The 23,933-nt window shown below is 71.2% G+C and carries 23 protein-coding genes; 3 read left to right on the forward strand and 20 right to left on the reverse strand.

Annotated features, from left to right (window positions below):
• Positions 1-2 precede the first annotated feature (2 nt).
• From recO to GXP76_RS09395, 9 genes are all read right to left on the reverse strand, one after another.
• The gene (gene recO / locus GXP76_RS09355; RefSeq protein WP_147872972.1) at positions 3-752 is read right to left on the reverse strand and encodes a DNA repair protein RecO; all 750 of its coding nucleotides are present in this window, start codon (positions 750-752) and stop codon (positions 3-5) included.
• Between the two features lie 66 nt (positions 753-818).
• Complete coding sequence (locus tag GXP76_RS09360) at positions 819-1,511, reverse strand: response regulator transcription factor (protein ID WP_242570972.1); 693 nt, start codon at positions 1,509-1,511, stop codon at positions 819-821.
• On the reverse strand, positions 1,508-2,845 hold the full coding sequence (locus GXP76_RS09365; RefSeq protein WP_242570973.1) for a sensor histidine kinase: 1,338 nt from the start codon (positions 2,843-2,845) through the stop codon (positions 1,508-1,510). Before GXP76_RS09365 ends, GXP76_RS09360 begins: the two co-directional genes overlap by 4 nt.
• A 112-nt stretch (positions 2,846-2,957) precedes the next feature.
• Positions 2,958-5,117, reverse strand: coding sequence for an MMPL family transporter (locus tag GXP76_RS09370; RefSeq protein WP_242570974.1), 2,160 nt, complete (start codon positions 5,115-5,117; stop codon positions 2,958-2,960).
• A 210-nt stretch (positions 5,118-5,327) separates the two neighbouring features.
• Positions 5,328-6,023 (reverse strand): TerB family tellurite resistance protein, encoded by a 696-nt coding sequence (locus tag GXP76_RS09375; protein ID WP_242570975.1) that lies wholly within the window; start codon positions 6,021-6,023, stop codon positions 5,328-5,330.
• Positions 6,024-6,177: 154 nt separating this feature from the next.
• Positions 6,178-7,974: a 2-isopropylmalate synthase gene (leuA, locus tag GXP76_RS09380; RefSeq protein ID WP_242570976.1), complete on the reverse strand. Its 1,797-nt coding sequence runs from the start codon at positions 7,972-7,974 to the stop codon at positions 6,178-6,180.
• A gap of 318 nt (positions 7,975-8,292) precedes the next feature.
• Entirely contained in the window at positions 8,293-9,255 is a 963-nt protein-coding gene (era, locus tag GXP76_RS09385) for a GTPase Era (RefSeq protein WP_242570977.1), read from the reverse strand.
• Between the two features lie 60 nt (positions 9,256-9,315).
• Positions 9,316-9,669, reverse strand: a complete 354-nt coding sequence (locus GXP76_RS09390) for a cytidine deaminase (protein ID WP_242570978.1) — start codon at positions 9,667-9,669, stop codon at positions 9,316-9,318.
• A 47-nt stretch (positions 9,670-9,716) separates the two neighbouring features.
• A complete protein-coding gene (locus GXP76_RS09395; RefSeq protein ID WP_242570979.1) occupies positions 9,717-10,085 on the reverse strand; it encodes a VOC family protein in 369 nt (122 codons plus the stop codon).
• Positions 10,086-10,412: 327 nt separating this feature from the next.
• Here GXP76_RS09395 and GXP76_RS09400 point away from each other — a divergent pair, with 327 nt between their 5' ends.
• Positions 10,413-11,819 (forward strand): polysaccharide pyruvyl transferase family protein, encoded by a 1,407-nt coding sequence (locus GXP76_RS09400; RefSeq protein ID WP_242570980.1) that lies wholly within the window; start codon positions 10,413-10,415, stop codon positions 11,817-11,819.
• Between the two features lie 74 nt (positions 11,820-11,893).
• On the opposite strand, the gene GXP76_RS09405 is transcribed toward GXP76_RS09400, so the two are convergent.
• From GXP76_RS09405 to hrcA, 11 genes are all read right to left on the reverse strand, one after another.
• Entirely contained in the window at positions 11,894-12,247 is a 354-nt protein-coding gene (locus GXP76_RS09405) for an MmcQ/YjbR family DNA-binding protein (RefSeq protein WP_242570995.1), read from the reverse strand.
• A 20-nt stretch (positions 12,248-12,267) separates the two neighbouring features.
• The gene (locus GXP76_RS09410; RefSeq protein WP_242570981.1) at positions 12,268-13,554 is read right to left on the reverse strand and encodes a hemolysin family protein; all 1,287 of its coding nucleotides are present in this window, start codon (positions 13,552-13,554) and stop codon (positions 12,268-12,270) included.
• Entirely contained in the window at positions 13,551-14,048 is a 498-nt protein-coding gene (gene ybeY, locus GXP76_RS09415) for an rRNA maturation RNase YbeY (RefSeq protein ID WP_147872981.1), read from the reverse strand. Before ybeY ends, GXP76_RS09410 begins: the two co-directional genes overlap by 4 nt.
• A gap of 52 nt (positions 14,049-14,100) precedes the next feature.
• Complete coding sequence (locus GXP76_RS09420) at positions 14,101-15,132, reverse strand: PhoH family protein (protein WP_242570982.1); 1,032 nt, start codon at positions 15,130-15,132, stop codon at positions 14,101-14,103.
• 174 nt (positions 15,133-15,306) lie between these two features.
• Positions 15,307-16,419 carry a PfkB family carbohydrate kinase gene (locus GXP76_RS09425; protein WP_242570983.1) on the reverse strand — a complete coding sequence of 371 codons (1,113 nt, stop codon included), beginning with the start codon at positions 16,417-16,419 and terminating at the stop codon, positions 15,307-15,309.
• Positions 16,420-16,537: 118 nt separating this feature from the next.
• Positions 16,538-17,446, reverse strand: a complete 909-nt coding sequence (locus tag GXP76_RS09430; RefSeq protein ID WP_242570984.1) for a ribonuclease Z — start codon at positions 17,444-17,446, stop codon at positions 16,538-16,540.
• A gap of 12 nt (positions 17,447-17,458) precedes the next feature.
• Positions 17,459-17,818 carry a histidine triad nucleotide-binding protein gene (locus GXP76_RS09435; protein WP_242570985.1) on the reverse strand — a complete coding sequence of 120 codons (360 nt, stop codon included), beginning with the start codon at positions 17,816-17,818 and terminating at the stop codon, positions 17,459-17,461.
• Positions 17,819-17,915: 97 nt separating this feature from the next.
• Positions 17,916-18,656 (reverse strand): 16S rRNA (uracil(1498)-N(3))-methyltransferase, encoded by a 741-nt coding sequence (locus GXP76_RS09440; RefSeq protein ID WP_242570986.1) that lies wholly within the window; start codon positions 18,654-18,656, stop codon positions 17,916-17,918.
• A complete protein-coding gene (locus tag GXP76_RS09445; RefSeq protein WP_242570987.1) occupies positions 18,653-19,726 on the reverse strand; it encodes a nitronate monooxygenase in 1,074 nt (357 codons plus the stop codon). Before GXP76_RS09445 ends, GXP76_RS09440 begins: the two co-directional genes overlap by 4 nt.
• A gap of 103 nt (positions 19,727-19,829) precedes the next feature.
• Positions 19,830-20,963, reverse strand: coding sequence for a molecular chaperone DnaJ (gene dnaJ / locus GXP76_RS09450; RefSeq protein ID WP_242570988.1), 1,134 nt, complete (start codon positions 20,961-20,963; stop codon positions 19,830-19,832).
• Positions 20,964-21,980 carry a heat-inducible transcriptional repressor HrcA gene (gene hrcA / locus GXP76_RS09455; RefSeq protein ID WP_242570989.1) on the reverse strand — a complete coding sequence of 339 codons (1,017 nt, stop codon included), beginning with the start codon at positions 21,978-21,980 and terminating at the stop codon, positions 20,964-20,966. It lies immediately after the preceding gene.
• Positions 21,981-22,143: 163 nt separating this feature from the next.
• On the opposite strand from hrcA, the gene GXP76_RS09460 reads away from it, so the two are divergent.
• Entirely contained in the window at positions 22,144-22,863 is a 720-nt protein-coding gene (locus GXP76_RS09460; protein ID WP_242570990.1) for an MBL fold metallo-hydrolase, read from the forward strand.
• Positions 22,864-22,918: 55 nt separating this feature from the next.
• Entirely contained in the window at positions 22,919-23,743 is an 825-nt protein-coding gene (locus GXP76_RS09465) for a DUF3097 domain-containing protein (RefSeq protein WP_242570991.1), read from the forward strand.
• Positions 23,744-23,933 lie beyond the last annotated feature (190 nt).

Here is a 23,933-nt window from a genome sequence, read left to right on the forward strand (position 1 = left end):
TCCTAATTCTTCTCTACATATCTGAGTGAGCGCAGACCGCGCTCCAGATGCCAGTGCAGATACGCGGACACCAGCCCGCTGCCCTCCCGGACATGACGAGCCTCGCACGCGTCCGCCGTCCCCCAGTCCCCGGTCAGCAGCGCGCTGAGGAGACCGACCGCCTCCGACGACGGTACGACGCTGCCCGGCACCCGGCAGTCGGCGCATATGACGCCCCCGGCCGCGACGGAGAAGAAGCGGTTCGGCCCGTCGAGCCCGCACTTCGCGCAGTCGTCGAAGCTCGGCGCGTACCCGTTCACCGCGAGGGAGCGCAGCAGGAAGGCGTCGAGGATCAGATGCGGGGCGTGCTCGCCCCGCGAGAGCGTGCGCAGTCCGCCGACGAGGAGCAGATACTGCTGGACGGCGGGCTCGCCCTCGTGGTCGGTGAACCGCTCGGCGGTCTCCAGCATGGCCGTACCGGCGGTGTAGCGGGGGTAGTCGGTGACGATGGCGCCGCCGTACGGGGCGATGGTCTCGCTCTGCGTACAGAGCGGCAGTCCGCGCCCGACGAGTTCACTGCCGCGTGAGAAGAACTGCACGTCGACATGGGAGAACGGCTCCAGCCTGGCGCCGAACTTCGACTTCGTACGGCGGACTCCGCGTGCGACGGCCCGGACGCGGCCGTGGCCCCGGGTGAGGAACGTGATGATGCGGTCCGCCTCACCCAGCTTCTGGGTGCGCAGCACGATGCCGTCGTCGCGGAACAGGCTCATGGGGGCCATTCTCCCGCACCTGGCGGGTGCGGATGGCTGCCGCCCCGGATTTCGCGACGGGGCCGGTCAGCCCCCGTCGGGCGCCGTGACCCTGAGGTCACCGGGGGTCACCAGCCCCGACTCGTAGGCGATGATCACGAGTTGCGCCCGGTCCCGCGCGTCCAGTTTGCCCATGATGCGGCTCACATGTGTCTTGGCGGTCAGCGGACTGAGGCCGAGGGACTCCGCGATCTCGGTGTTGGTCAGGCCGCGCGCGACGAGGGCGAGCACCTGCCGTTCGCGGACCGAGAGGCAGTCGGGGCCGCGGGCCGGCGAGGTGTCCGGGACGCTGCGCGCGCTCAGCACGCGGGCGATCAGGCGGGCGGTGGGGCCCGGGGAGAGCAGGGAGTCGCCGGCCGCCACCGTCCTGATGGCGGTGAGGAGTTCGGCCGGTCTGGTGTCCTTCACGAGGAAGCCGGACGCTCCGGCGCGCAGCGCCTCCACGACGTGGTCGTCGGTGTCGTACGTGGTGAGAACCAGCACCTTGACGCCCGCGAGGTCCTCGTCGGCGGCGATCAGCCGGGTCGCCTCGATTCCGTCCATCTCGGGCATCCGGATGTCCATGACGACGAGGTCGGCCCGTGCGGAGCGGGCCAGTTCGACGGCCTCACGGCCGGTGCCGGCCTGGCCCACGACCTCCATGTCGTCGGCGGACTCGACGAGCATCGCGAAGGCCGCCCTGACGAGGCGCTGGTCGTCGGCGAGCAGGACGCGGATCATACGACCGACTCCCGCCGGCCGTCGGGACCGGCCGGGTGGCCGAGCGCCTGCCGGCCGCCCGTCCGCTCCCCGTCCGCCGGGTCACCGTCCGCCGGGTCGGCGTGCTCGCGCAGGGGCAGGACCGCCGCCACCCGGAAGCCGTCGTCGAACGGTCCGGCGTCGAGCGTGCCCCCGACGCTGCGGGCCCGCTCCCGCATGCCGACGATGCCGTAGCCGGGGTCGGCGGGCGCCCCCTTGCCGCCGGGCGCGCCCCCGTTGTCGGTCACGGTGACGTGCAGCGCCCCGGCCCGCGTCTCCACGCGCACCCGGACCCGTGGGGCGGGGCCCGCGTGCCGTACGGCGTTGGTGAGCGATTCCTGCACGATCCGGTACGCGGCGGCCTCGGCCACCGGCGGGACGCGTACGCCCTCCGTCCGTACCGTGAGGAGGGTCTCCGCGCCCGCCGTCCGCGCGGCCTCCACGAGACCGGGCAGCGCGGACAGGTCGGGCAGGGCGCCGCCCCAGGTCCCCTCCTCGCCCTCGGCGCTCCCGGCGGCGCGCAGCACCTCCAGCGTGGTGCGCAGTTCGGAGCGGGCGCCCCGGCAGGTGTCCGCGATGCCGTCGAGCGCCTGGGAGATCGCGGCCCGGTCCAGCCGGTCGGGGGCGACGGTCAGCACGTGCGAGGCCACCGACGTCTGGACGCCGATCAGCGTGATGCTGTGGGCCAGCAGGTCGTGCAGGTCCCGGGCGATCCGCAGGCGTTCCTCGGCGACGCGCCGGGCCGCCTCCTCCTCACGGGTGCGCTCGGCGCGTTCCGCGCGTTCCACCATCGCCGCGATGTACTTGCGGTAGACGCGTACGTCCATGCCGATGACGACGACCGCGATGATCCAGCCGGACGTGCGGAGCATCTCCAGTCCGCGGTCGGTGTTGAGGAGGAACATCACCGTGAGCGTGATGCCGACGGTGCCGACACCGAGCAGCGCGGCGCGCATCGGCGGACCGGTGACGGCGACGGTGTAGAGGGCGACCATCGTGGCCGGGGTGGTGGCCGCGTGCGAGTAGTCCAGCGCGTGGTAGGTGCCGACGAGGACGACCATCACCAGCAGGACGGGCACCGGGTGGCGCCGCCGCCAGACCAGAGACGTGGTGACGGCGGCGAACATCGCCCAGCCGGGGGCGTCGAGGGAGTTGCCGTCGCCGGGCACCGTCAGGGCGAGCAGGAGACCCAGCACACCGACGACTCCGGTGACCACGAGGTCCTTGCGCAGTTGGTGCGGTGCCTCCAGCGGGTCGCGGTTGAGCACCGCGAAGACACGTTCGGTGCGGGGTCCTCTACTCGGAGTGTCTGACACGGCTCCATCCTCTCTCGTCGCGCCGCGGCACGGTATGGCCCCGCACGAAGTCGTCCGGTGCGTCGCGGCCCCCGTCGCCGAAGGCCGTGACGCACCGGACGCGCGCGGTCGTTCAGGCTCCGGTGCCGACCGGTTCCCGCTCGCGGTCGCCGGGGCCGTCCTGGTCGCCCGGTCCGCCCTGTGCGCCGCCGGACCGTGGCGCGGCCGGCTGCCTGGACAGCGCTCCCGGCCACCAGACCTTGCGGCCGAGCAGCACGCTCGCGCTCGTCACCAGATACGTACGGACCAGGAAGGTGTCCAGCAGGACTCCCACGGCCACGAGGAGACCCATCTCGACGAGCATCACCAGCGGCAGGCTGGCCAGGACGCCGAATGTCGCGGCGAGTACGACACCGGCCGAGGCGATCACGCCGCCCGTGGTGCGCAGCGCGGTCAGCGCGGCCACCTCGGGCTCCGCGCCCTTCAGTGCCTCCTCCCGCATCCGGTGCATCAGGAAGATGCCGTAGTCGACGCCGAGGGCGACCAGGAAGACGAACGAGAGCAGCGCCAGCCCCGGGTCCATCCCGGCGAAGCCGAGCAGTGGCTCGAAGACCAGTCCGCCGATGCCCATGGACGCGCCCCAGACGACCACGACGGCGAACACCAGCATCAGGGGGGCGACGAGGCTGCGCAGCAGGGCGATCAGGATCAGCAGGACGGCGACGACGACGAGGGGGATGACGTAGAGCCGGTCCCTGGCGTTGGTGTCGGCGAGGTCGATCTGCTGGGCGCTGGGCCCGCCGACGTACGTTTCGTCGTCGAGGGTGGACCGCAGCCGTTCGATGGTGGCGGTCTCCCCCGCCGACTCGGGCGCGTCCTTCGCGAAGACGGTGATCTCGGTCCAGCCGCCGCCGCTGCGGCCCCGTTCGGCCTCGGCGACCCCGGAGACGGAGCGGGCGGTGTCGAGCGCCGCGCCGGCCTTGTCGTCCGGCGCCATGATGCTGATGGGCTGCGCGCTCTGCTCGGGGAAGGCGTCGGCCAGACGTGCCATGCCGACGACCGACTCGGGCCTGTCGATGAAGCCGTCCTCCTGCTTGAGCGCGCCGGGAAGGTTCAGCACGCCGAGGGCGAGGGCGCCGAGCACCACGAGACCGGTGGCGAGCACGGCGACCGGCTTGCGCGCGGCCGAGGTGCCCATGGCGGCGAAGAAGGAACGGCGCTGCTTGCCCTCACTGCCGTAGGCGGGGATCAGCGGCCAGAAGACGCGGCGGCCGAGCAGGACCAGGATGGCGGGGAGCAGCGTGAGCATCGCGACGAGCGCGCACACGACGCCGATGGCGGCGATGGGCCCCATGCCGCTGCTGCTGTTGAGGTCGGCGGCCATGAGGCACAGCAGACCGGCGGCGACGGTGCCGGAGGAGGCGAGGACGGCGGGACCGCAGCTGCGCAGGGCGATGCGCATGGCCTCGTACGGCGCCGGGACGCGGCGCAGCTCCTCCCGGTAGCGGGCGACCAGCAGGAGCGCATAGTCGGTGCCCGCGCCGAACACGAGCACCGTCATGATCGCCGAACTCTGGCTGCTCACGACGGTGTCGAAGGCCTGCACCAGGCCGTAGACGACCGCCATGGAGCTGACGGCGGCGGCGCCGACGACGAACAGCGGCACGATCCACAGGAACGGGCTGCGGTAGGTGATGATCAGCAGGACGGCGACGACCAGCACGGTCGCCATCATCAGGGTGCCGTCGATGGACTCGAAGACGGCCTCCATGTCCGACTGGACGGCGCCGGCTCCGGCGACCTCGATGTCGAGTCCGCTGCCGCCGCCGCCCGCGCCGCTCCCGCCGCCCTCCGTGGTGAGGGCCCGTACGTCCTCGACGAAGGCGATCTGCACGGCCTCCTTGTCGATGCCCGGCTCGTCGGGCACGGCACTGGCGATCGGGTACATCAGGAGGGTGCCGTCCTCGGACGGGATGCCCTTGGGCGGGGCGGTGAGCTTCTGCTCGGCCGCGACCCGTGCCAGTTGCTCCCCGGCGGTCGTCCGGTCGGCGGCGGTGAGTCCGCCGTCGCGGTGGTAGACGACGATCAGATCGGTCGTCTCACCGCCGGGCAGCTCCTGGCGGACCTTCTCCACATGGGTGGAGTCGGCGCTCGCCGGGAGGTAGTCGACGGCTTCGTCGCGCGACACGTCGCTGAGCTTCCCTGCGAACATGGCGGCCACGGCGATCACGACCACCCACAGTCCGACCACCGCCCAGGGCAGCAGACGTCGGCGTTTGATATCGGGCCCCATCGCGGCCCCCCTTCTGCGCGGCTGTCAGAGTCCGCTTTCAGCCTCGCGGCGGGAGCGGCCGGAGTCGTCGCGCGTGAGGGCGAGATGGGTGTTACTGCCCCGGGTGACCGGGGCGCGTGGTTACTCCCGCGGGAGTACGCGGACGAAGTGCACCGTGGGTGGCCGGGGGCGCCGGGAGGCGGGCCCCGGGGCGCATCCCAGGAAGACGGCTCAGGGCGACGGCGTACGGGCCGATTCGAGCAGCCGGGCCGTGTCGTCGGCGCACAGCTGCAACGCGCCGCCGACGGTGGAGAGCACGTCGCGCTCCGCCGAGCTGTACGGCCCGTCGGCCAGCGCGATGCGCGCGCCCTGGAGCAGGATCGACTCCCGGCCGGCGGCGGCGAGGTGCGGGGCCAGCGGCTCCAGCGCCTCGTGCAGCTCGATGGCGAGCGCGGCCCCGCAGGGACCGGGGTCGATCAGGAACCGCCCCGTGTCGGCGGCCAGCGCCTCCACCAGCTCCGTGAGCTGCTCCGCCGTGCAGTCCTCGATCCCGGCCGCCCTGACCGTGCCGACGGCGGTCTCCCGGACCGTACGGGAGGAGGTACCGCCCGCGGCGAGGACGGCGAGCGCCACCGTGTGGACGGCGTCGCGGAGCATCGCGGAGAAGCGGACGGTGGTGGGGTGGTCGAGGATGTCGGTGCCGAAGTGGCCGTGACAGGCGGCGCATTCGACGACGGGCCCGGCCGCGCCGCGCGGCACCAGCGGCACTCCGAGCACGGCGAAGCGGCGACGGCCGGTGCGGCGGCGGTAGTTGCGGTCACCGCCGCACTCGGGGCAGAAGAACTCCCCGTCCCCGATGGTGTTCCACGCGGTGGTGATGCCGCAGATGCGCAGTTTCCTGCCGTTCGATCCCTGACCTGGCAGCACGTCGCGCACCTCCATAACGCTTCGGCAACTTTGCCGCATTGACGTGATGTTAACCACAGCAACGATGCGGCGTCATTACCTCGGCGTCAGGTCGCCACGACATGGCCGAACCCCGCCCACCGTGAAAGATGGACGGGGCCGGTAAACGCTCAGGTCAGCGCGTTGCGCGGTTCACCGCGGAGACGACGGCTTTCAGCGAGGCGCGGGTGGTGTTGGCGTCAATGCCGATACCCCACAGCACCTTTCCGTCGATCGCGCACTCGATGTACGAGGCGGCCTGCGCGCTCGCGCCCTCGCTCATGGTGTGCTCGGAGTAGTCCAGCAGCCGGGCGTCGACCCCGACGGCGGCCAGCGCGGCGAAGAAGGCCGAAATCGGCCCGTTGCCGGAGCCGGTGAGGACGGTGTCGGCGCCGTCCACGACGGCTTCGACGGTGAGGGTGTCCGTGCCGTCCTTGTCGGTCGTGCTCTGGCCCGAACGCAGCTGGATCCGGCCCCAACGGGCGCCCGCGTCGCCCGGGTTGGGCAGGTACTCGTCCTCGAAGGCCGACCAGATCGCCTTGGGTGTGACCTCGCCGCCCTCGGAGTCCGTCTTCGCCTGGATGATCCGCGAGAACTCGATCTGCATCCGGCGCGGCAGGTCCAGCTTGTGGTCGTTCTTCAGTACGTAGGCGATGCCGCCCTTGCCGGACTGCGAGTTGACCCGGATGACCGCCTCGTACGAACGGCCCACGTCCTTGGGGTCGATCGGCAGGTACGGCACGGCCCACGGGATCTCGTCGACGGTCTTGCCCTGGGCGGCCGCGTCGGCCTCCATCGCGTCGAAGCCCTTCTTGATGGCGTCCTGGTGGGAGCCGGAGAAGGCGGTGTAGACGAGGTCGCCCGCGTAGGGGTGGCGCGGGTGGATCTCCATCTGGTTGCAGTACTCGCTGGTGCGCCGGATCTCGTCGATCTGCGAGAAGTCGATCTGCGGGTCGACGCCCTGGGAGAACAGGTTCATGCCCAGGGTCACCAGGTCGACGTTGCCGGTGCGCTCGCCCTGGCCGAAGAGACAGCCCTCGATACGGTCGGCCCCCGCCATGATCGCCAGCTCGGCGGCGGCGACGGCGGTACCCCGGTCGTTGTGCGGGTGCACGGAGAGGCAGACGTGCTCGCGGCGCGACAGGTTCCGCGACATCCACTCGAAGCGGTCGGCGTGCGTGGAGGGGGTGGAGCGCTCGACGGTGGCCGGCAGGTTGAGGATGATCTCGCGGCCCTCCTCGGGCTGCCAGACGTCCATGACGCCCTCGCAGACCTCCAGGGCGAAGTCCAGCTCGGTGTCGGTGAAGATCTCCGGGCTGTACTGGTAGCCGAAGACCGTCTCCGGGCCCAGGATCTTCTCCGCGTACTCGGAGACCAGCCGCGTACCGTCCACGGCGATCTGCCTGACCTGCTCGCGGGTGCCGCGGAAGACGACGCGGCGGAAGGTGGGGGCGGTGGCGTTGTACAGGTGGACGGTGGCGCGGTGGGCGCCCACGAGCGACTGGACGGTGCGCTCGATCAGCTCTTCCCTGGCCTGCGTCAGGACGGAGATGGTCACGTCCTCGGGTACGGCGCCCTCTTCGATGATCGACCGTACGAAGGCGAAGTCGGTCTCGCCGGACGACGGGAAGCCGACCTCGATCTCCTTGTAGCCCATGCGCACCAGCAGGTCGAACATCTCGCGCTTGCGGGCGGGCGACATGGGGTCGATCAGGGCCTGATTGCCGTCGCGCAGATCGGTGGAGAGCCAGCGGGGCGCCTGGGTGACACGGTTGTCCGGCCAGGTGCGGTCGGGGATGTCCACGGCCTCGTACCGGCCGTACTTGTGGATCGGCATCCCGGACGGCTTCTGGGTGTGCGTGGCGTTGGTGACGGGGGTGGGACGGCCGACGGCCGGTCCGGCCGCTGCGGGGTCGGACATGCGCTCAGACATTGCGTTGGGCTCCTCGTGTGTCCGCTGGACGGCCGACGGGGCGGGAAAACCGCATCACCAGACTCCGCGGGGAGGGGGTCGGCCTACGACTACAGACCCTCGCCGCGGCAGCTAAGGAGAAGCAGCCCGAAACGCATGATGTGCCGCAGCCTAGCGGAGCCGCGCGGTCCGCGCGGGGCCGTATCAGTATGCGGGATCACCGGGGGTCGCGGTCAAATTGCCCGGAAAAGCACCGATCCGCCCGTCCGTGCCGGGCTCCCGTGGGCCTCCCCGGCTTCGAGCGGCTGCGACGGCCGCGGCCGTCGTCGTCGGTCCCGCTCAGAAACCGAGCTTGCGCAGCTGTTTGGGGTCGCGCTGCCAGTCCTTCGCGACCTTGACGTGCAGGTCCAGGAAGACCGGCGTGCCCAGCAGCGCCTCGATGTGCTTGCGGGACTTCGTCCCGACCTCCTTGAGCCGCTTGCCCTTGGGGCCGATGATGATCCCCTTCTGGCTCGGCCGCTCGATGTAGACGTTCGCGTGGATGTCCAGCAGCGGCTTGTCCGCCGGCCGGTCCTCGCGCGGCAGCATCTCCTCGACCACCACCGCGATCGAGTGCGGCAGCTCGTCCCGTACGCCTTCGAGCGCGGCCTCGCGGATCAGCTCGGCCACCATCACCATCTCGGGCTCGTCGGTGAGGTCGCCCTCCGGGTAGAGCGGCGGGCTCTGCGGCAGCAGCGGGACCAGCAGCTCGGCGACGAGGTCCACCTGGTCGCCGCTGACGGCGGAGACCGGGACGATCTCCGCCCACTCGAAGCCCAGCTCCTTGCCGAGCTGGTCGATCGCGATCAGCTGCTCCGCCAGCACGCGGGAGTCGACGAGGTCGGTCTTCGTGACGAGCGCGACCTTCGGCGTCTTCCTGATCCCGGCGAGCTCCTTGGCGATGAAGCGGTCACCGGGGCCGAGCTTCTGGTCCGCGGGCACGCAGAAACCGATGACGTCGACCTCGGCCCAGGTGGTCCGTACGACGTCGTTCAGCCGCTCGCCGAGCAGCGTGCGCGGCTTGTGGAGACCGGGGGTGTCGACCAGGATCAGCTGCGCCTCGGGCCGGTGCACGATGCCGCGCACCGTGTGGCGCGTGGTCTGCGGCCGGCTCGACGTGATGGCCACCTTCTGGCCGACCAGAGCGTTCGTGAGGGTGGACTTGCCCGCGTTGGGGCGACCGACGAAACAGGCGAAACCGGCCCGGTGGGGGGCTTCGGACGTCTCGGGAGACGAAGGTGTACGAGCGCTCATGGCGCCCATTCTCCCCGATCGCCCCGCCGCCGCCGACCAGTCGGCCCGGAGACGGACGCTCCGGACGCCTCAGCCGGCGGTGACGGTCTGCCGCACGGTCCCGTCGGGAGCGGCCACCAGCACGGGCGTCCCGGGCCCGCCGAGATCGCGTACGGCGGCGCGGTCCTCCTCGCTCGGCGCCTCGGCGTCGGTGACCACGGCGGCGGCCTCCAGCGAGGTGGCGCCGCTCGCGACGGCCATGGCGACGGCGGTCCGCAGCGCGCTGAGCTTCAGGGAGTCGAGGCCGACGGTCCCCGCGACATAGGTCCGCCCGGTGTCGTCCCGCACGGCCGCCCCCTCGGGCACCCCGTTACGGGCACGGGCGCTGCGGGCCAGCGTGATGATCTTGCGGTCCTCGGGATCGAGGTCGGTGCTCTGCGTCATGGCCCGAGCATAGAGAGCCGCGCGACCGGCGGCGCGGCCCGCCCTCGTCAGCCGAGAAGACAGAAGGGATGGCCCGCCGGATCGGCGAAGACCCGCCACCCGGCGGGGTCGACGTGGAGCAACGTCGCGCCGAGGGCGAGGACTTGCTCCTGGGCCCGGCCGATGTCCTCGACGTCGAGATCCAGATGGAACTGCTGCGGATACGCGGCGTCCGGCCACCGCGGCGCCCGGTACCCCGGCACCCGCTGGAAGGCGAACACGGGACCGTCCCCGGTGTGCAGGGTGGCGAAGCCGTCGCCCACGGCCCACCGGGGATCGGGCCGGTCGACCTCGCCGCCGAGCAGCGACTGGTAGAACAGCGCGAGTGCCCCCGCGTCGGGGCAGTCCAGCACCACGCACTGCAGTTTGCCGATCACTGATCGATTGTCCTTCCGACGGCGGGGAACCCGGATGACGGTCGTCCGGGCGGACGGTGCTCCACCGTCACCGGAGCACTGTCGGCACACGGAGCGCAGCGCCCGCCTGACGCAGCGTTGAATTCCGCGATTCCGGCATCACGCACGAGCCATAGATCACATGAACGCCATCCCAACAAAGCATGAAATACCCATGTCTTCTAGCTTTTGATCTCGGGTATCGTCCCGTACCACGCGGCCCGGTCACTGACCAGGACCGGTGCCGGTGGGGGAGAGCGCTTGCCGGGCTCCCAGACAGGTGTGTCTGAGCAAACGAGGAAGAAGGTCATGAAGCGCATACTCATACGCTCTGGTAAGAGCCCGTTCTACGTCGCCAGCCAGCAGGAGTTCATCCAGAAGGACCTGATCGGCACGAACTCCGGGAACCTGCTCTTCAGCGACGCCGCGCACAAGATCCTCCTCACCGAGCGCACCGAGATCACCTCCAACGGGCTCAGCACCGTCCCGACCGCCGAGCGTGCGCGGCAGATCAATGAGCAGTACGACGTCTTCGTCGTCCCTCTCGCCAATGCCTTCCGTCCGTCCTTCAAGGGCGCGCTGGACAAGCTGTCCACCCTCATCGAGCAGCTCACCATCCCCGTCGTCGTCGTGGGCGTGGGCGCGCAGGCGACCCATGACTACAACACCGCCAAACTGGGGCCCATCGAGACCTCCGTCAAGCGGTTCGTCAAGGCCGTCCTGGACAGGTCCGCCTCCATGGGTGTGCGCGGTGAACTGACCGCCTCCTACCTGGAGCGGCTCGGTTTCAAGAAGCACATCGAGGTCATCGGCTGTCCGTCGATGTTCCTCCACGGCGACACCTTCCCGACGCCCCGGAACCCGGGCACGATCGACGCCCACTCCCGGATCGTGATCAACATGTCGCCGGGCGCGACGACCGTCGGCGACCTGGAGGGCCTGGCCCGCCACGCGCTGGAACGGTTCCCGCACCTCAGGTACTACGCGCAGAACCTCGCCGACGCCGAGATCCTCTTCTGGGGCGACACTTCCGCCGTCACCGGCCCGAAGACCCGCTTCCCCCGCCGGCTGACCCACCCGCTGTTCGAGGAGAACCGGGTCAGGGTCCCGCTGGATCCCAAGACATGGATGGACGAGCTGGCGACGTACGACTTCGTCTACGGCACCCGCATCCACGGCAACATCGCGCCGCTGCTCGCCGGCACCCCCAGCGTCGTGCTCGTCCACGACTCGCGGACCCTGGAACTGTGCCGCTACTTCGGCATACCGCACCGGATGCTCAGCGCCACACCCGCCGACATCCACCCGCAGGAGCTGTACGACCAGGCCGACTTCAGCGAGATGCTGAACGGGCACAAGGAGCGCTTCGACCGCTTCGTCGGCTTCCTCGACAGGAACGGTCTGGAGAACACCTTCACGCACGGCGACGGCGGCGCCGCGTTCGACCTGCGGCTCGGCGCGCTCGACCTCCCGCCGTCCCTCGGGGTGTGGGACGGCACGGACGACGGATCGCTGCACTACCGCTTCAGCCGGCTGCACGAGCGCCACACCGTCACCGACCGCCGCATAGAGATGCTCACCAAGAAGAACAACGAACTCCAGAAGAAGCTGAACTCCATGGAGCGGCGGCTGGCCGATCTGGAGAACGGCTCGCCGCTGCGGATCGGTCCGGCGGTCCGGCGTCAGGTGCGCCGCCGGCTGCGGCCCAACAACTGACCCGCCCCTGCTGGGCCGTGTTTCGAAAGTCCCGCCTGGCCTACGGGCGGACGGCGCTACTTTCGAAACACGGCCTACGGCCGGTCCAGCCGGAGGCGCTCCGCCTTCGGCAGACCGGCCACCACGAGGTCGTAGCTGTCCTCGATCAGCTCGCGCACCGTCCCGGCGGGCAGCCCGGCGACGGTGACCGTGTTCCAGTGCCGCTTGTTGAGGTGCCAGCCGGGGACGATCCCGGGATGGGCGGCACGGAGCCGGATCGCTTCGTCCGGATCGCACTTGAGCGAGACCTTCAGCGGCTCCGCGTCCAGCGCCGTGAGCGCGAACACCTTCCCCGTCACCTTGAAGACAGAGGTCTCCGGGTTGAAGGGGAACTCCTCCGTCACGGCGTTGAACTCCAGGCAGAACGCGCGCAGTTCGTCCCGCGACAGCGATCCGTGCCGGGAGCGGCTCACCGCGCCGTCGTCCGCTCGGCCGGCTCCGCGAGGACCGTCACGATCTTGTTCCGCCGGCCGGCCGGGGACTCCGCCGTCAGCCGCAGCGTGCGCCCGTCCGGCAGCTCCACCAGCGCGCTGGCCCCGGCGATCGGCACCCGTCCGAGCGCCTTGGCGAGCAGACCGCCGACCGTCTCCACGTCCTCGTCGTCGAACTCGTCGAGCCCGTACAGCTCCCCGAGATCGCCGATGTCGAGCCGTGCCGTGACCCGGTAGGAGTCGGTGCCCGTCTCCTCGACGGGCGGCAGCTCACGGTCGTACTCGTCCGTGATCTCGCCGACGATCTCCTCCAGGATGTCCTCGATCGTCACGATGCCGGCGGTGCCGCCGTACTCGTCGATGACGACGGCGACGTGATTGCGCTCCTGCTGCATCTCCCGCAGCAGATCGCCCGCGTTCTTCGTGTCCGGCACGAACGCCGCCGGGCGCATCGCCGTGGAGACCAGATCGGCCTCGGAGTCGCGGTTGATGTGCGTCTTCCTGACGAGGTCCTTGAGGTAGACGATGCCGACGATGTCGTCCTCGTTCTCCCCCGTGACCGGGATCCGGGAGAAGCCGGAGCGCAGGGCCAGCGTCAGGGCCTGCCTGATCGTCTTGTAGCGCTCGATGCAGACCAGGTCGGTGCGCGGGACCATGACCTCCCGCACCAGGGTGTCCCCGAGTTCGAAGACCGAGTGCACCATCCGGCGCTCGTCGTCCTCGATGAGCGACTCCTGCTCGGCGAGGTCGACCATCGCCCGCAGCTCGGCCTCGCTCGCGAAGGGTCCCTTGCGGAAGCCCTTGCCCGGCGTCAGCGCGTTGCCCAGGAGGATCAGCAGCTGCGGGACCGGCCCCATGATCCGGGCCAGCGGCAGCAGCACGTACGCCGCCGCGGTCGCCGTGTTCAGCGGGTGCTGGCGGCCGATGGTGCGCGGCGAGACGCCGACGGCGACATAGCTCACGAGGACCATCACGCCGATCGCGACGAGCAGCGCGGCCCAGGTCTCCTTGAACTCCTCCAGGCAGACGTACGTGACGATCACCCCCGCCGCCATCTCGCACGCGACACGCACCAGCAGCGCCACGTTGAGATACCGCGTCGGGTCGGCGGCGATCTGCGCCAGCTTGTCGGCGCCGCGCCGCCCCGAGCGCTCGGCCTCCGCCGCCCGGAACGTGGAGACGCGGGCGAGCCCCGCCTCGGCGCAGGCCGCCAGCCAGGCGACGACGACCAGCGCGACCGCCCCGATGATCAGTTGCGTGATCACGAGACGGTCGGTGCGGGAGAGGGACCGGTGAGGCCCTGTTCGGCCCGCCAGCCGTCCACGATGGCGGCCTGGAGGCCGAACATCTCGGCCTTCTCGTCCGGCTCCTCGTGGTCGTACCCGAGGAGGTGCAGGACACCGTGGACGGTGAGGAGCTGAAGCTCCTCGTCCATGGAGTGCCGCGTCGGCGCTTCCTCGCCCTGGGTCTTCGCGACCTCGGGACACAGGACGACGTCACCGAGGAGCCCCTGCGGGGGCTCCTCGTCGTCCTTCACCGGCGGACGCAGTTCGTCCATCGGGAAGGACATGACGTCGGTCGGACCGGGCAGGTCCATCCACTGCATGTGCAGCTGTTCCATGGCGGCGGAGTCCACCACGATCACCGAGAGCTCGGAGAGGGGGTGGATACGCATCCGGGTGAGCGCGTAGCGGGCGGCCCCGAGGATCGCCTGCTCGTCGACCTCGGTGCCTGACTCGTTGTTGACGTCGATCGACATGGTGCGGTGTGACTCTCCCGGATAGATGCCGCTGGGCCGCGGGTGTGCCGGCTCAGCTGTGCTGTTCGTTGCCGTTGCGGCTGTCGTACTGCTCGTAGGCGTCGACGATACGGCCGACGAGCTTGTGCCGGACGACATCATCCGATGTGAGCCGGGAGAAGTGCACGTCCTCGACGTCGTGCAGGATGTCCTGGACCTGGCGCAGCCCGCTCTTCGTGCCGCCGGGGAGGTCGACCTGGGTGACGTCGCCCGTGATGACGATCTTCGAGTCGAAGCCGAGCCTCGTCAGGAACATCTTCATCTGCTGCGAGCTGGTGTTCTGCGCCTCGTCGAGGATGATGAACGCGTCGTTCAGCGTCCGGCCGCGCATGTACGCCAGGGGCGCGACCTCGATCGTGCCCGCCGCCATCAGGCGCGGGATCGAGTCGGGGTCGAGCATGTCGTGCAGCGCGTCGTAGAGCGGGCGCAGATACGGGTCGATCTTCTCGTACAGCGTGCCGGGCAGGAAGCCGAGCCGCTCCCCCGCCTCCACCGCGGGCCTGGTCAGGATGATCCTGGTGACCTGCTTGGACTGGAGGGCCTGCACGGCCTTGGCCATGGCGAGATAGGTCTTGCCGGTGCCCGCCGGGCCGATGCCGAAGACGATCGTGTGCTTGTCGATCGCGTCCACGTAACGCTTCTGGTTGAGCGTCTTGGGGCGGATCGTGCGGCCACGGCTGGAGACGATGTTCTGCGTGAGAACTTCGGCGGGGGTCTCGGGTCCGTCCGCGCCGCCGTTCTCGCTCGCCCTGAGCATGGCGATCGAGCGTTCCACTGCGTCCTCCGTCATCGGCTGACCGGTGCGGAGCACCAGCATCATCTCGTCGAACAGGCTCTGGATCAGCGCGACCTCGGCCGCGTCGCCCACGGCGCTGATCTGATTGCCCCGGACATGGATGTCGGCGGCCGGGAACGCCTTCTCGATCACGCGCAACAGCGAGTCACCGGAACCCAGGATCGTCACCATCGGGTGCTTGGCGGGGATGGTGAAGTGGGCTCGCGCCTGACCGGGCGCGGGGGTACGGACTGTGGGTGTCTGAGTCATGGGCCGGCACTGTGGCCTGCACATACCTCCCGTTGCAGGGTTCTCGCCGCTCGACAACCTCTGGGTACCAGCGTACGACTCCGCACTGACATGCCCGTAGGGCTTTTCCGTGCGCCTTTTCGCGGGCCCTCCGGGCGGGCCGCCGGTGCGTCCCCCGGAAGGCGCCCGGACGCGTCAGCCCGAGCGGCCGAACCCGATCGTCGGGACGGCCCTGCGCAGCGGCCACGGCCGGCTGGGCGCGGGCAGCAGCCCCGCCAGGAAGCCGTACCGGCGCAGCGCCGCCGGGTCCTGGTCCGACGACTCCTGGACGTAGCCCCACCAGGCGGCGACCTCCGACCAGCCGGGCGCCGACAGCGATCCGCCGAACTCCTGGACGGACAGGGCGGCCGTGAGCCCTGAGAAGGCGAGCCGGTCGGCGAGCGGCCAGTCGGCGAGGGTGCCGGTGACGAACCCGGCGACGAACACGTCGCCCGCGCCTGTCGGGTCGAGCGCCTCCACGTCGATGGCCGGCACCTCGGCGGTGGCGCCGGTGGCGCTGTCGACCGCGTACGCGCCCTCCGCGCCCAGGGTCACGACGACCAGCGGCACCAGTTCGGCCAGCGCCCGCGCGGCGGCCCGCGGGCAGTCGGCGCGGGTGTAGCGCATCGCCTCCTCGGCGTTGGGCAGGAACGCCTCGCAGTGCGCCAGGTCGGGGAGCCCGGCGAGGTCCCAGCGGCCCGTGTCGTCCCACCCGACGTCGGCGAAGACCCGCGCGCCGTGCCCGGCGGCGCGGGCGATCCACCCCTCGCTGCGGCCCGGTGTGAGCGCGGCGACGGCGGCACGCGCGCGCGGCGGGCACTCGGGCAGGGTGCCTTCGGGCGGCGGCGCCTCGTGGCCGTGCGAGACCATCGTCCGCTCGTCCTCGTACGCCATGGAGACCGTGACCGGTGAGTGCCAGCCGGGGACGGTGCGCGAGCGGGAGAGGTCGATGCCCTCGCCCTGCTCCAGCGCGTCCCAGCAGTACTCCCCGTAGTGGTCGTCACCGAAGGCGGCCGACAGCGAGGTGCGCAGTCCCAGCCGGGCCAGCGCGCTGGCCATGTTGGCGATGCCGCCGGGGCTCGACCCCATCCCCCTGGCCCAGGACTCGGTGCCGCGCACGGGGGCGCTGTCGAGGCCGGTGAAGATGATGTCGAGGAAGACCGTGCCGGTCAGGTAGACGTCGCAGTCCGGGTCGTCGGGGGCGCGCAGGGCGCCCAGCGGGTCGACGTCGGCGGTGTGGGCCTGCGGCGTTCCTTCACGTGGGGTCACGGTCGCGCTCCCGGATCGGCGTACGGATCCGGACAGTGTGCCCGATGGCACTGACAGTCGGCGTGAAACAGGCCGTGGTGGCAACCGCCGGTCGGGCACCGCCCGGCCGGGCGGTGGATCAGGCGGAGCGCTTGGGGAGCGGCACCCGCACGAGGTCCGCCGCGACGGTCAGCTCGCCGTCGTACCCGGCGGCCCTGGCCTGCCGCTCGAACTGGGCCGGGTCGCTGTACCGCTGCGAGAAGTGCGTCAGTACGAGGTGCCGTACGCCGGCCTCCCGCGCCACCGCTCCCGCCTGGCCCGCCGTCAGATGACCGTGAGCGGCCGCCAGTTGGTGGTCATCGTCGAGGAAGGTGGACTCGATGACCAGCATGTCGACACCGTCGGCCAGGGCGTGCACGCCGTCGCAGAGCCGGGTGTCCATGACGAACGCGAAGCTCTGGCCCCTGCGCTGCTCGCTGACGTCGGCGAGCGTCACCCCGCGCAGTTCGCCCTCCCGCTGGAGGCGTCCCACGTCGGGCCCCTCGATGCCGTGCGCGGCGAGGCGTCCGGGCAGCATCCTGCGGCCGTCGGGCTCGGTGATCCGGTAACCGTAGGACTCGACGGGGTGCGAGAGCTTGTGCGCCCGCAGGGTGTAGGAGCCGGTCCGGGCGAGTACGCCGTCGGCGTCGACGGGCGCCTCGGTGATGTCGACGCTCTCGCGGTACGCCGTCGCGTAACGCAGCCTCCTGAAGAAGACGTGTCCGCTCGCCGGGTAGTGCGCGGTGACCTCGTGCGGGACGCCGTCGAGGTTGATGCGCTGGATCACCCCGGCGAGACCGAGCGAGTGGTCGCCGTGGAAGTGCGTGACGCAGATCCGGTTGATGTCGTACGCCGCGACCGAGGCGCGCGCCATCTGGCGCTGGGTGCCGTCACCCGGGTCGAAGAGGATGCCCTCGCCGTCCCAGCGCAGCAGGTAGCCGTTGTGGTTGCGGTGTCGGGTGGGGACCTGGCTGGCGGTGCCCAGGACGACGAGCTCGCGTACGGACACGGTGTCGGCCGCCTACCCGGGGGGCCAGTTGAGGCCGCGTCCGCCCAGCACGTGGGCGTGCGCGTGGAAGACGGTCTGGCCGGCGCCGCTGCCGGTGTTGAAGACGATCCGGTAGCCGCTGCCGACGGTCTTGTCCTCGGCGGCGACCTCGGCGGACTCGCGCAGGATGTCGGCGGCGATCCGCGGCTCGGCGGCGGCGAGCGCCGCCGCGTCCGGGTAGTGGACCTTGGGGATCACCAGCACATGGGTGGGGGCCTGCGGGTTTATGTCCCGGAAGGCCAGAGTGGTCTCCGTCTCGCGTACGACGGTGGCGGGCACCTCCCCGGCGACGATCTTGCAGAACAGGCAGTCGGCCTGTCGTTCTCCCGCCATGGTCCGGGTCTCCTCATCGGTCGGCCGGTCACCCCGGGTCACTTCCGTACCCAGGCATGCTATCCGCCCGTCGGCGCCGGGGGTGTCCGCCCGGCGATCAGGACCAGCGGCCCGTGCGGCCCAGGAGCAGCGCGCAGGCGGCCGTGCCGGCGGTGGACGTGCGCAGTACGGTGCGGCCGAGCCGGTACGGGGCGGCGCCGGCGTCCGCGAAGAGCGCCAACTCGTCCGGGGAGACGCCGCCTTCGGGCCCGACGACCAGCACGATGCTTCCGGCGTCCGGGAGTTCGGCGGTGGCCAGGGGCCGGCTGCCTTCCTCGTGCAGGACGGCGGCGAAGTCGGCGGTCGCCAGGAGCGCCGCGACCTCTTTGGAGGACATCGCCTCCGCGACGTCGGGGAAGCGGAGCCTTCGGGACTGCTTGCCCGCCTCGCGGGCGGTTGCGCGCCACTTGGCCAGGGACTTGGCGCCCCGCTCGCCCTTCCACTGGGTGATGCAGCGCGCGGCCTGCCAGGGCACGATCGCGTCGGCGCCGGTCTCGGTCATCGTCTCGACGGACAGCTCGCCCCGGTCGCCCTTGGGCAGGGCCTGCACGACGGTGATGCGCGGCGCGGGCTCGTCCTCGGTCCGTACCCCGGTGACGGCCACGTCCAGCCGGTCCTTGCCGTGGACGGCCTCGACCGTCCCGTGGGCGCCGGTGCCGGCGCCGTCGGTCAGGACGACCTCCTCCCCGACGCGCAGCCTCCTCACGGAGACCGCGTGGCGGCCCTCGGGGCCGTCCAGCGTGACGGTGCCGGGCCGCAGGGACCCGGCGGTGCCGACGACGAAGACAGGTGCGGTCATGAGGTGGTTCCCGGGGTCAGCGAGGCGCGGGCGGCTTCGAGTTCGTCGGCGAGGACCTCGACGAGCTGCCCGGCGGGCAGTTCGCGGGCCATCCGGTGGCCCTGGCCCGCCCACAGGGCCATGCCCTGGGGGTCGCCGACCTTGGCGGCGGCCTTGCGCAGCCCGGCCGTGAGGTGGTGCACCGCGGGGTACGCGGGCGGCGCGTAGGGGCCGTGTTCGCGCATGAAGCGGTTGACGAGACCGCGCGCGGGCCGCCCGGAGAAGGCGCGGGTGAGTTCGGTCCGGGTGAACAGGGGGTTGGTCATGGCGCGCTTGTGGAGGGCGTGGGCGCCGGACTCCGGGCAGACGAGGAAGGCGGTGCCGAACTGTGCGGCGTCGGCGCCCGCGGCGAGTACGGCGGCGATCTGGCCGCCGCGCATGAGGCCGCCGGCCGCGATGACCGGCAGCCGTACGCAGTCGCGTACCTGCGTGACGAGCGACAGCAGCCCGATGCCCGCGCCGTCGGCGGCGGGGTCGTCGCGGTGCGTGCCCTGGTGGCCGCCGGCCTCGACGCCCTGGACGCAGACGACGTCGGCGCCCGACCACTCGGCGGTCTGGGCCTCCTCCGGCGTGGTCACCGTGACGACGGTGAGGGTGCCGACACGGCTGAAGGCGTCGAGTGTGGTGGGCGTGGGGCAGCCGAAGGTGAACGACACGACGGGGACGGGGTCGTCGAGCAGTATCGCGAGCTTGGCCTCGTACCCGTCGTCACTGCCCGCCTCGGGATCCCCGAGGGGGGTCTCGTACCAGGTCGCCTCGCCGGCGAGCTGATCGCGGTACAGCTCCACGGCGGCGTGGTCGTCGTGGAGCGGCTGCGGCATGAACAGGTTGATGCCGAAGGCGCTGCCGCTCAGTCCCCGGAGCTGTTTGACCTCCTGGTACATACCGTCGGCGGTCTTGTACCCGGCGGCGAGGAATCCAAGCCCCCCGGCGTCACCGACGGCCGCGACGAGCTGCGGGCAGGACGCGCCGCCGGCCATGGGGGCCTGCACGATCGGATACCGGCAGATGTCGGTCAACACGGAGGACATGCACGCATCGTGCCATGCCCCCGGTGGGGTGCCGGTGCCGGTTCGTCCTCAAGCGCCGGACGGGCTGGCAAGCAGCCCGTCCGGCGCTTGAGGGCAGAGGGCCCTAACGGCCGTTGAACGCGTCCTTCAGCCTGGAGAAGAGGCCCTGTTGGCCCGGCTGGAACTGGCCGGTGGGCCGTTCCTCGCCCCTGAGCTTCGCCAGCTCGCGCAGCAACCGCTCCTGCTCCGGGTCGAGTTTCGCCGGCGTCATGACCTCGACATGGACGATCAGGTCGCCCCGGCCGCCACCGCGCAGATGCGTGATGCCGCGGCCGTGCAGCGGGATCGACTGGCCCGACTGGGTGCCCGGCCGGACGTCGATGTCCTCGACACCGTCCAGCGTCTCCAGCGGACACTGCGTACCCAGCGCCGCCGCCGTCATCGGGATGGTCACCGTGCAGTGCAGATCGTCACCACGGCGCTGGAACACCGCGTGCGGCGACTCGTGGATCTCGACGTACAGGTCACCCGCCGGACCGCCGCCGGGGCCGACCTCGCCCTCACCGGAGAGCTGGATGCGGGTGCCGTTGTCGACGCCCGCCGGGATCTTGACCGTGAGCGTGCGGCGCGAGCGGATACGGCCGTCGCCGGCGCACTCGGGGCAGGGGGTCGGCACGACCGTACCGAAGCCCTGGCACTGCGGGCAGGGCCGCGACGTCATGACCTGGCCCAGGAAGGACCGCGTGACCTGCGAGACCTCACCGCGACCACGGCACATGTCACAGGTCTGCGCGGAGGTGCCGGGTGCGGCGCCCTCGCCCGAGCAGGTCGTACAGACGACCGCCGTGTCGACCTGGATGTCCTTGGTGGTGCCGAAGGCCGCCTCGTTGAGGTCGATCTCCAGCCGGATCATCGCGTCCTGGCCGCGCCGCGTGCGCGACCTCGGCCCGCGCTGCTGCGACGTCCCGAAGAACGCGTCCATGATGTCGGAGAAGTTGCCGAATCCACCGGCCCCGAATCCGCCCGCGCCGGCGCCCGCCTGCGAGAGCGGGTCGCCGCCGAGGTCGTAGACCTGCTTCTTCTGCGGGTCCGACAGCACCTCGTAGGCGGCGTTGATCTCCTTGAAGCGCTCCTGCGTCTTCGGATCGGGATTGACATCCGGGTGCAGCTCGCGGGCGAGCCTGCGGAATGCCTTCTTGATCTCGTCCTGTGATGCGTCGCGGCGTACGCCGAGTACGGCGTAGTAGTCCGTGGCCACTTACGACTCCGCCAGGATCTGTCCGACGTAACGTGCCACTGCGCGTACCGCTCCCATCGTTCCGGGGTAGTCCATGCGGGTCGGTCCGACCACGCCGAGTTTGGCGACTGCCTCGTCGCCCGAACCGTAGCCGACCGCGACGACGGACGTGGAGTTGAGGCCCTCGTGGGCGTTCTCGTGCCCGATTCGTACGGTCATGCCCGAGTCCTCGGCCTCGCCGAGCAGCCTGAGGAGCACGACCTGCTCCTCAAGTGCCTCCAGCACCGGCCGGATCGTCAGGGGGAAGTCGTGCCCGAAGCGCGTCAGATTGGCGGTTCCGCCGATCATCAGCCGCTCCTCCGTCTCCTCGACCAGCGTCTCCAGCAGCGTCGCCAGGACCGTGGACACCGTGCCCCGGTCCTCCAGGTCGAAGGATTCGGGCAGCTCCTGCACCAGCAGCGGCACGTCCGCGAACCGGCGGCCGACGACCCGGGCGTTGAGCCTGGCCCGCAGGTCGGCCAGCGACGTGTCGCCGAACGGCACCGGGCAGTCGATCATGCGCTGCTCGACCCGGCCGGTGTCGGTGATCAGGACGAGCATCAGCCGCGCGGGGGCCAGCGAGAGCAGTTCCACGTGCCGCACCGTCGAACGGGTCAGCGAGGGGTACTGCACGACCGCGACCTGCCGGGTCAGCTGCGCGAGCAGCCGCACCGTACGGCCCACCACGTCGTCCAGGTCGACGGCGCTGTCGAGGAAGTTCTGGATGGCCCTGCGCTCCGGCGCCGACAGGGGCTTGACGCCCGCCAGCCGGTCGACGAAGAGCCGGTAGCCCTTGTCCGTCGGAATGCGCCCCGCACTCGTGTGGGGCTGGGCGATGAAGCCCTCGTCCTCCAGGACGGCCATGTCGTTACGGACAGTGGCCGGGGAGACACCGAGCTTGTGCCGCTCGGTGAGCGCCTTGGAGCCGACGGGCTCCTCGGTGCCGACATAGTCCTGGACGATGGCGCGCAGCACCTCAAGCCTGCGTTCGCTCAGCATCGCGCACCTCCAGCTCTGGTTCCTCGGATCCGGCTTGGCACTCGATGCGTTGGAGTGCCAGCATTCCCCGGGCCAGTGTACGGCCGTGAGGTACGCCCCTAGCAAGGCCGACCGGTCACGCTACCGCGCGCGGCACCACAGCCCCCACCGATAGCGTCGCCGTATGAACGTCCGTTGGGAAGAGCACGGCTGGGAACGTATCGCCCGGGGAGTCGGCAGACGCCGACTCCCTGGCTGGGATGCGACGGTCGGCCTGGTCGTCGGTGACGACGCCGTACTTCTGTACGACACGGGCTCGACGCTCCGTGAGGGCGCCGGGATCCGTGCGCAGGCGCAGGCGCTGTGCGGCCGGCGGGTCACGCACATCGCGCTCAGCCATCCCCATTTCGACCATGTCCTGGGGACGGCGGCCTTCTCGGGCGCGCGGGTGTACGGCGCGGTCGGGCTGGCGGAGCTGCTCCTGCGCGACCGCGAGAGCCTGCGCGAGTCCGCGATGCGGCACGGGGTGTCCGCCACCGACGCCGCCGACGCGGTCGATCTGCTGGTCGCGCCGCAGCACGAGGTCTCCGGCGAATCGACGCTCGATCTCGGCGGGCGGCAGGTACTTCTCGCCAATGTCGGACCGGGGCACTCCGGGCACGATCTCGCGCTCCTGGTCCCCGGCGACCGTGAGGTCGTCTTCTGCGGCGACCTGGTCGAGGAGTCGGGCGAACCGCAGGCAGGCCACGACGCGATCCCGTCCCGCTGGCCGGCCGCGCTGGACCGGCTGCTGGCGCTGGGCGGTGAGGACGCGCTGTACGTTCCCGGCCACGGCGCGACCGTCGACGCGGCGTTCGTACGGGCGCAGCGGGACGCGCTGGCGGCGCGATTCGGCACGGCGTGACCGGCCGGCCGCGCGTTCCCGCACGGGGCGGCGCGGGCCCCGATATCGTCGGCGGATGCGCAGCTACAGCCCCGATCTGACCCCTCCCTGGAAGCGTTCGAAGCCGGTGCCCGAGGTGCCCGCCGAACCGGATCTGGTGGTCGAGGAGGTGTCGACGGGCTTCTGCGGCGCGGTGATCCGCTGCGAGAAGACCGCCGAGGGGCCCACGGTCACCCTGGAGGACCGCTTCGGCAAACACCGGGTGTTCCCGCTGGTGGAGCGGGGGTTCATGCTCGAAGGCCAGGTCGTCACCCTGGTCCGCCCCACCGCCGGCGGCCCGGCCCGGCCCGCCCGTACGGCCTCCGGCTCGGTCGCCGTCCCGGGGGCGCGCGCCCGCGTGGCCCGTGCGGGGCGCATCTACGTCGAGGGGCGGCACGACGCGGAACTGGTCGAGCGGGTCTGGGGCGACGACCTGCGGATCGAGGGTGTGGTCGTGGAGTACCTGGAGGGCATCGACGACCTCCCGGCGATCGTCGCGGAGTTCGGCCCGGCGGCGGACGCGCGCCTCGGTGTGCTGGTCGACCACCTGGTGCCCGGCTCGAAGGAGTCCCGCCTCGCCGAGCAGGTCACCGGGGACGACGTCCTGGTCGTGGGCCACCCGTACATCGACGTCTGGCAGGCGGTGAAGCCGTCGTCGGTCGGCATCCCGGCGTGGCCGGCGATTCCGCGCGGCCAGGACTGGAAGACGGGCGTGTGCCGCGAGCTGGGCTGGCCGGAAAACACCGGTGCGGCGTGGCAGCGGATCCTGAGCGCGGTCCGCTCGTACCGGGACCTGGAGCCGGCGCTGCTGGGGCGGGTGGAGGAGCTGATCGACTTCGTGACGGAGCCGGGGGTCGACTGACCGGGTCCCCCGGTGGGTGGTTTTGGCCTCAATCGCCGGCCGGGCTTGTTGTGGTTGCGGTGGTGGCCGGGTGCCGCTCCGGGGTCATGCCCGGACGGCGTGATTTACGGCGCGTGCAAGGCTCGTTGGACCCAGGGAAACCGGGCTTTTCACGCGCCGTAAATCACGCCGTCCGGACATGCCCCTCCGG

It is taken from the genome of Streptomyces sp. NP-1717, assembly GCF_022695985.1.
In the GTDB taxonomy this organism is placed as follows: Bacteria; Actinomycetota; Actinomycetes; order Streptomycetales; family Streptomycetaceae; genus Streptomyces.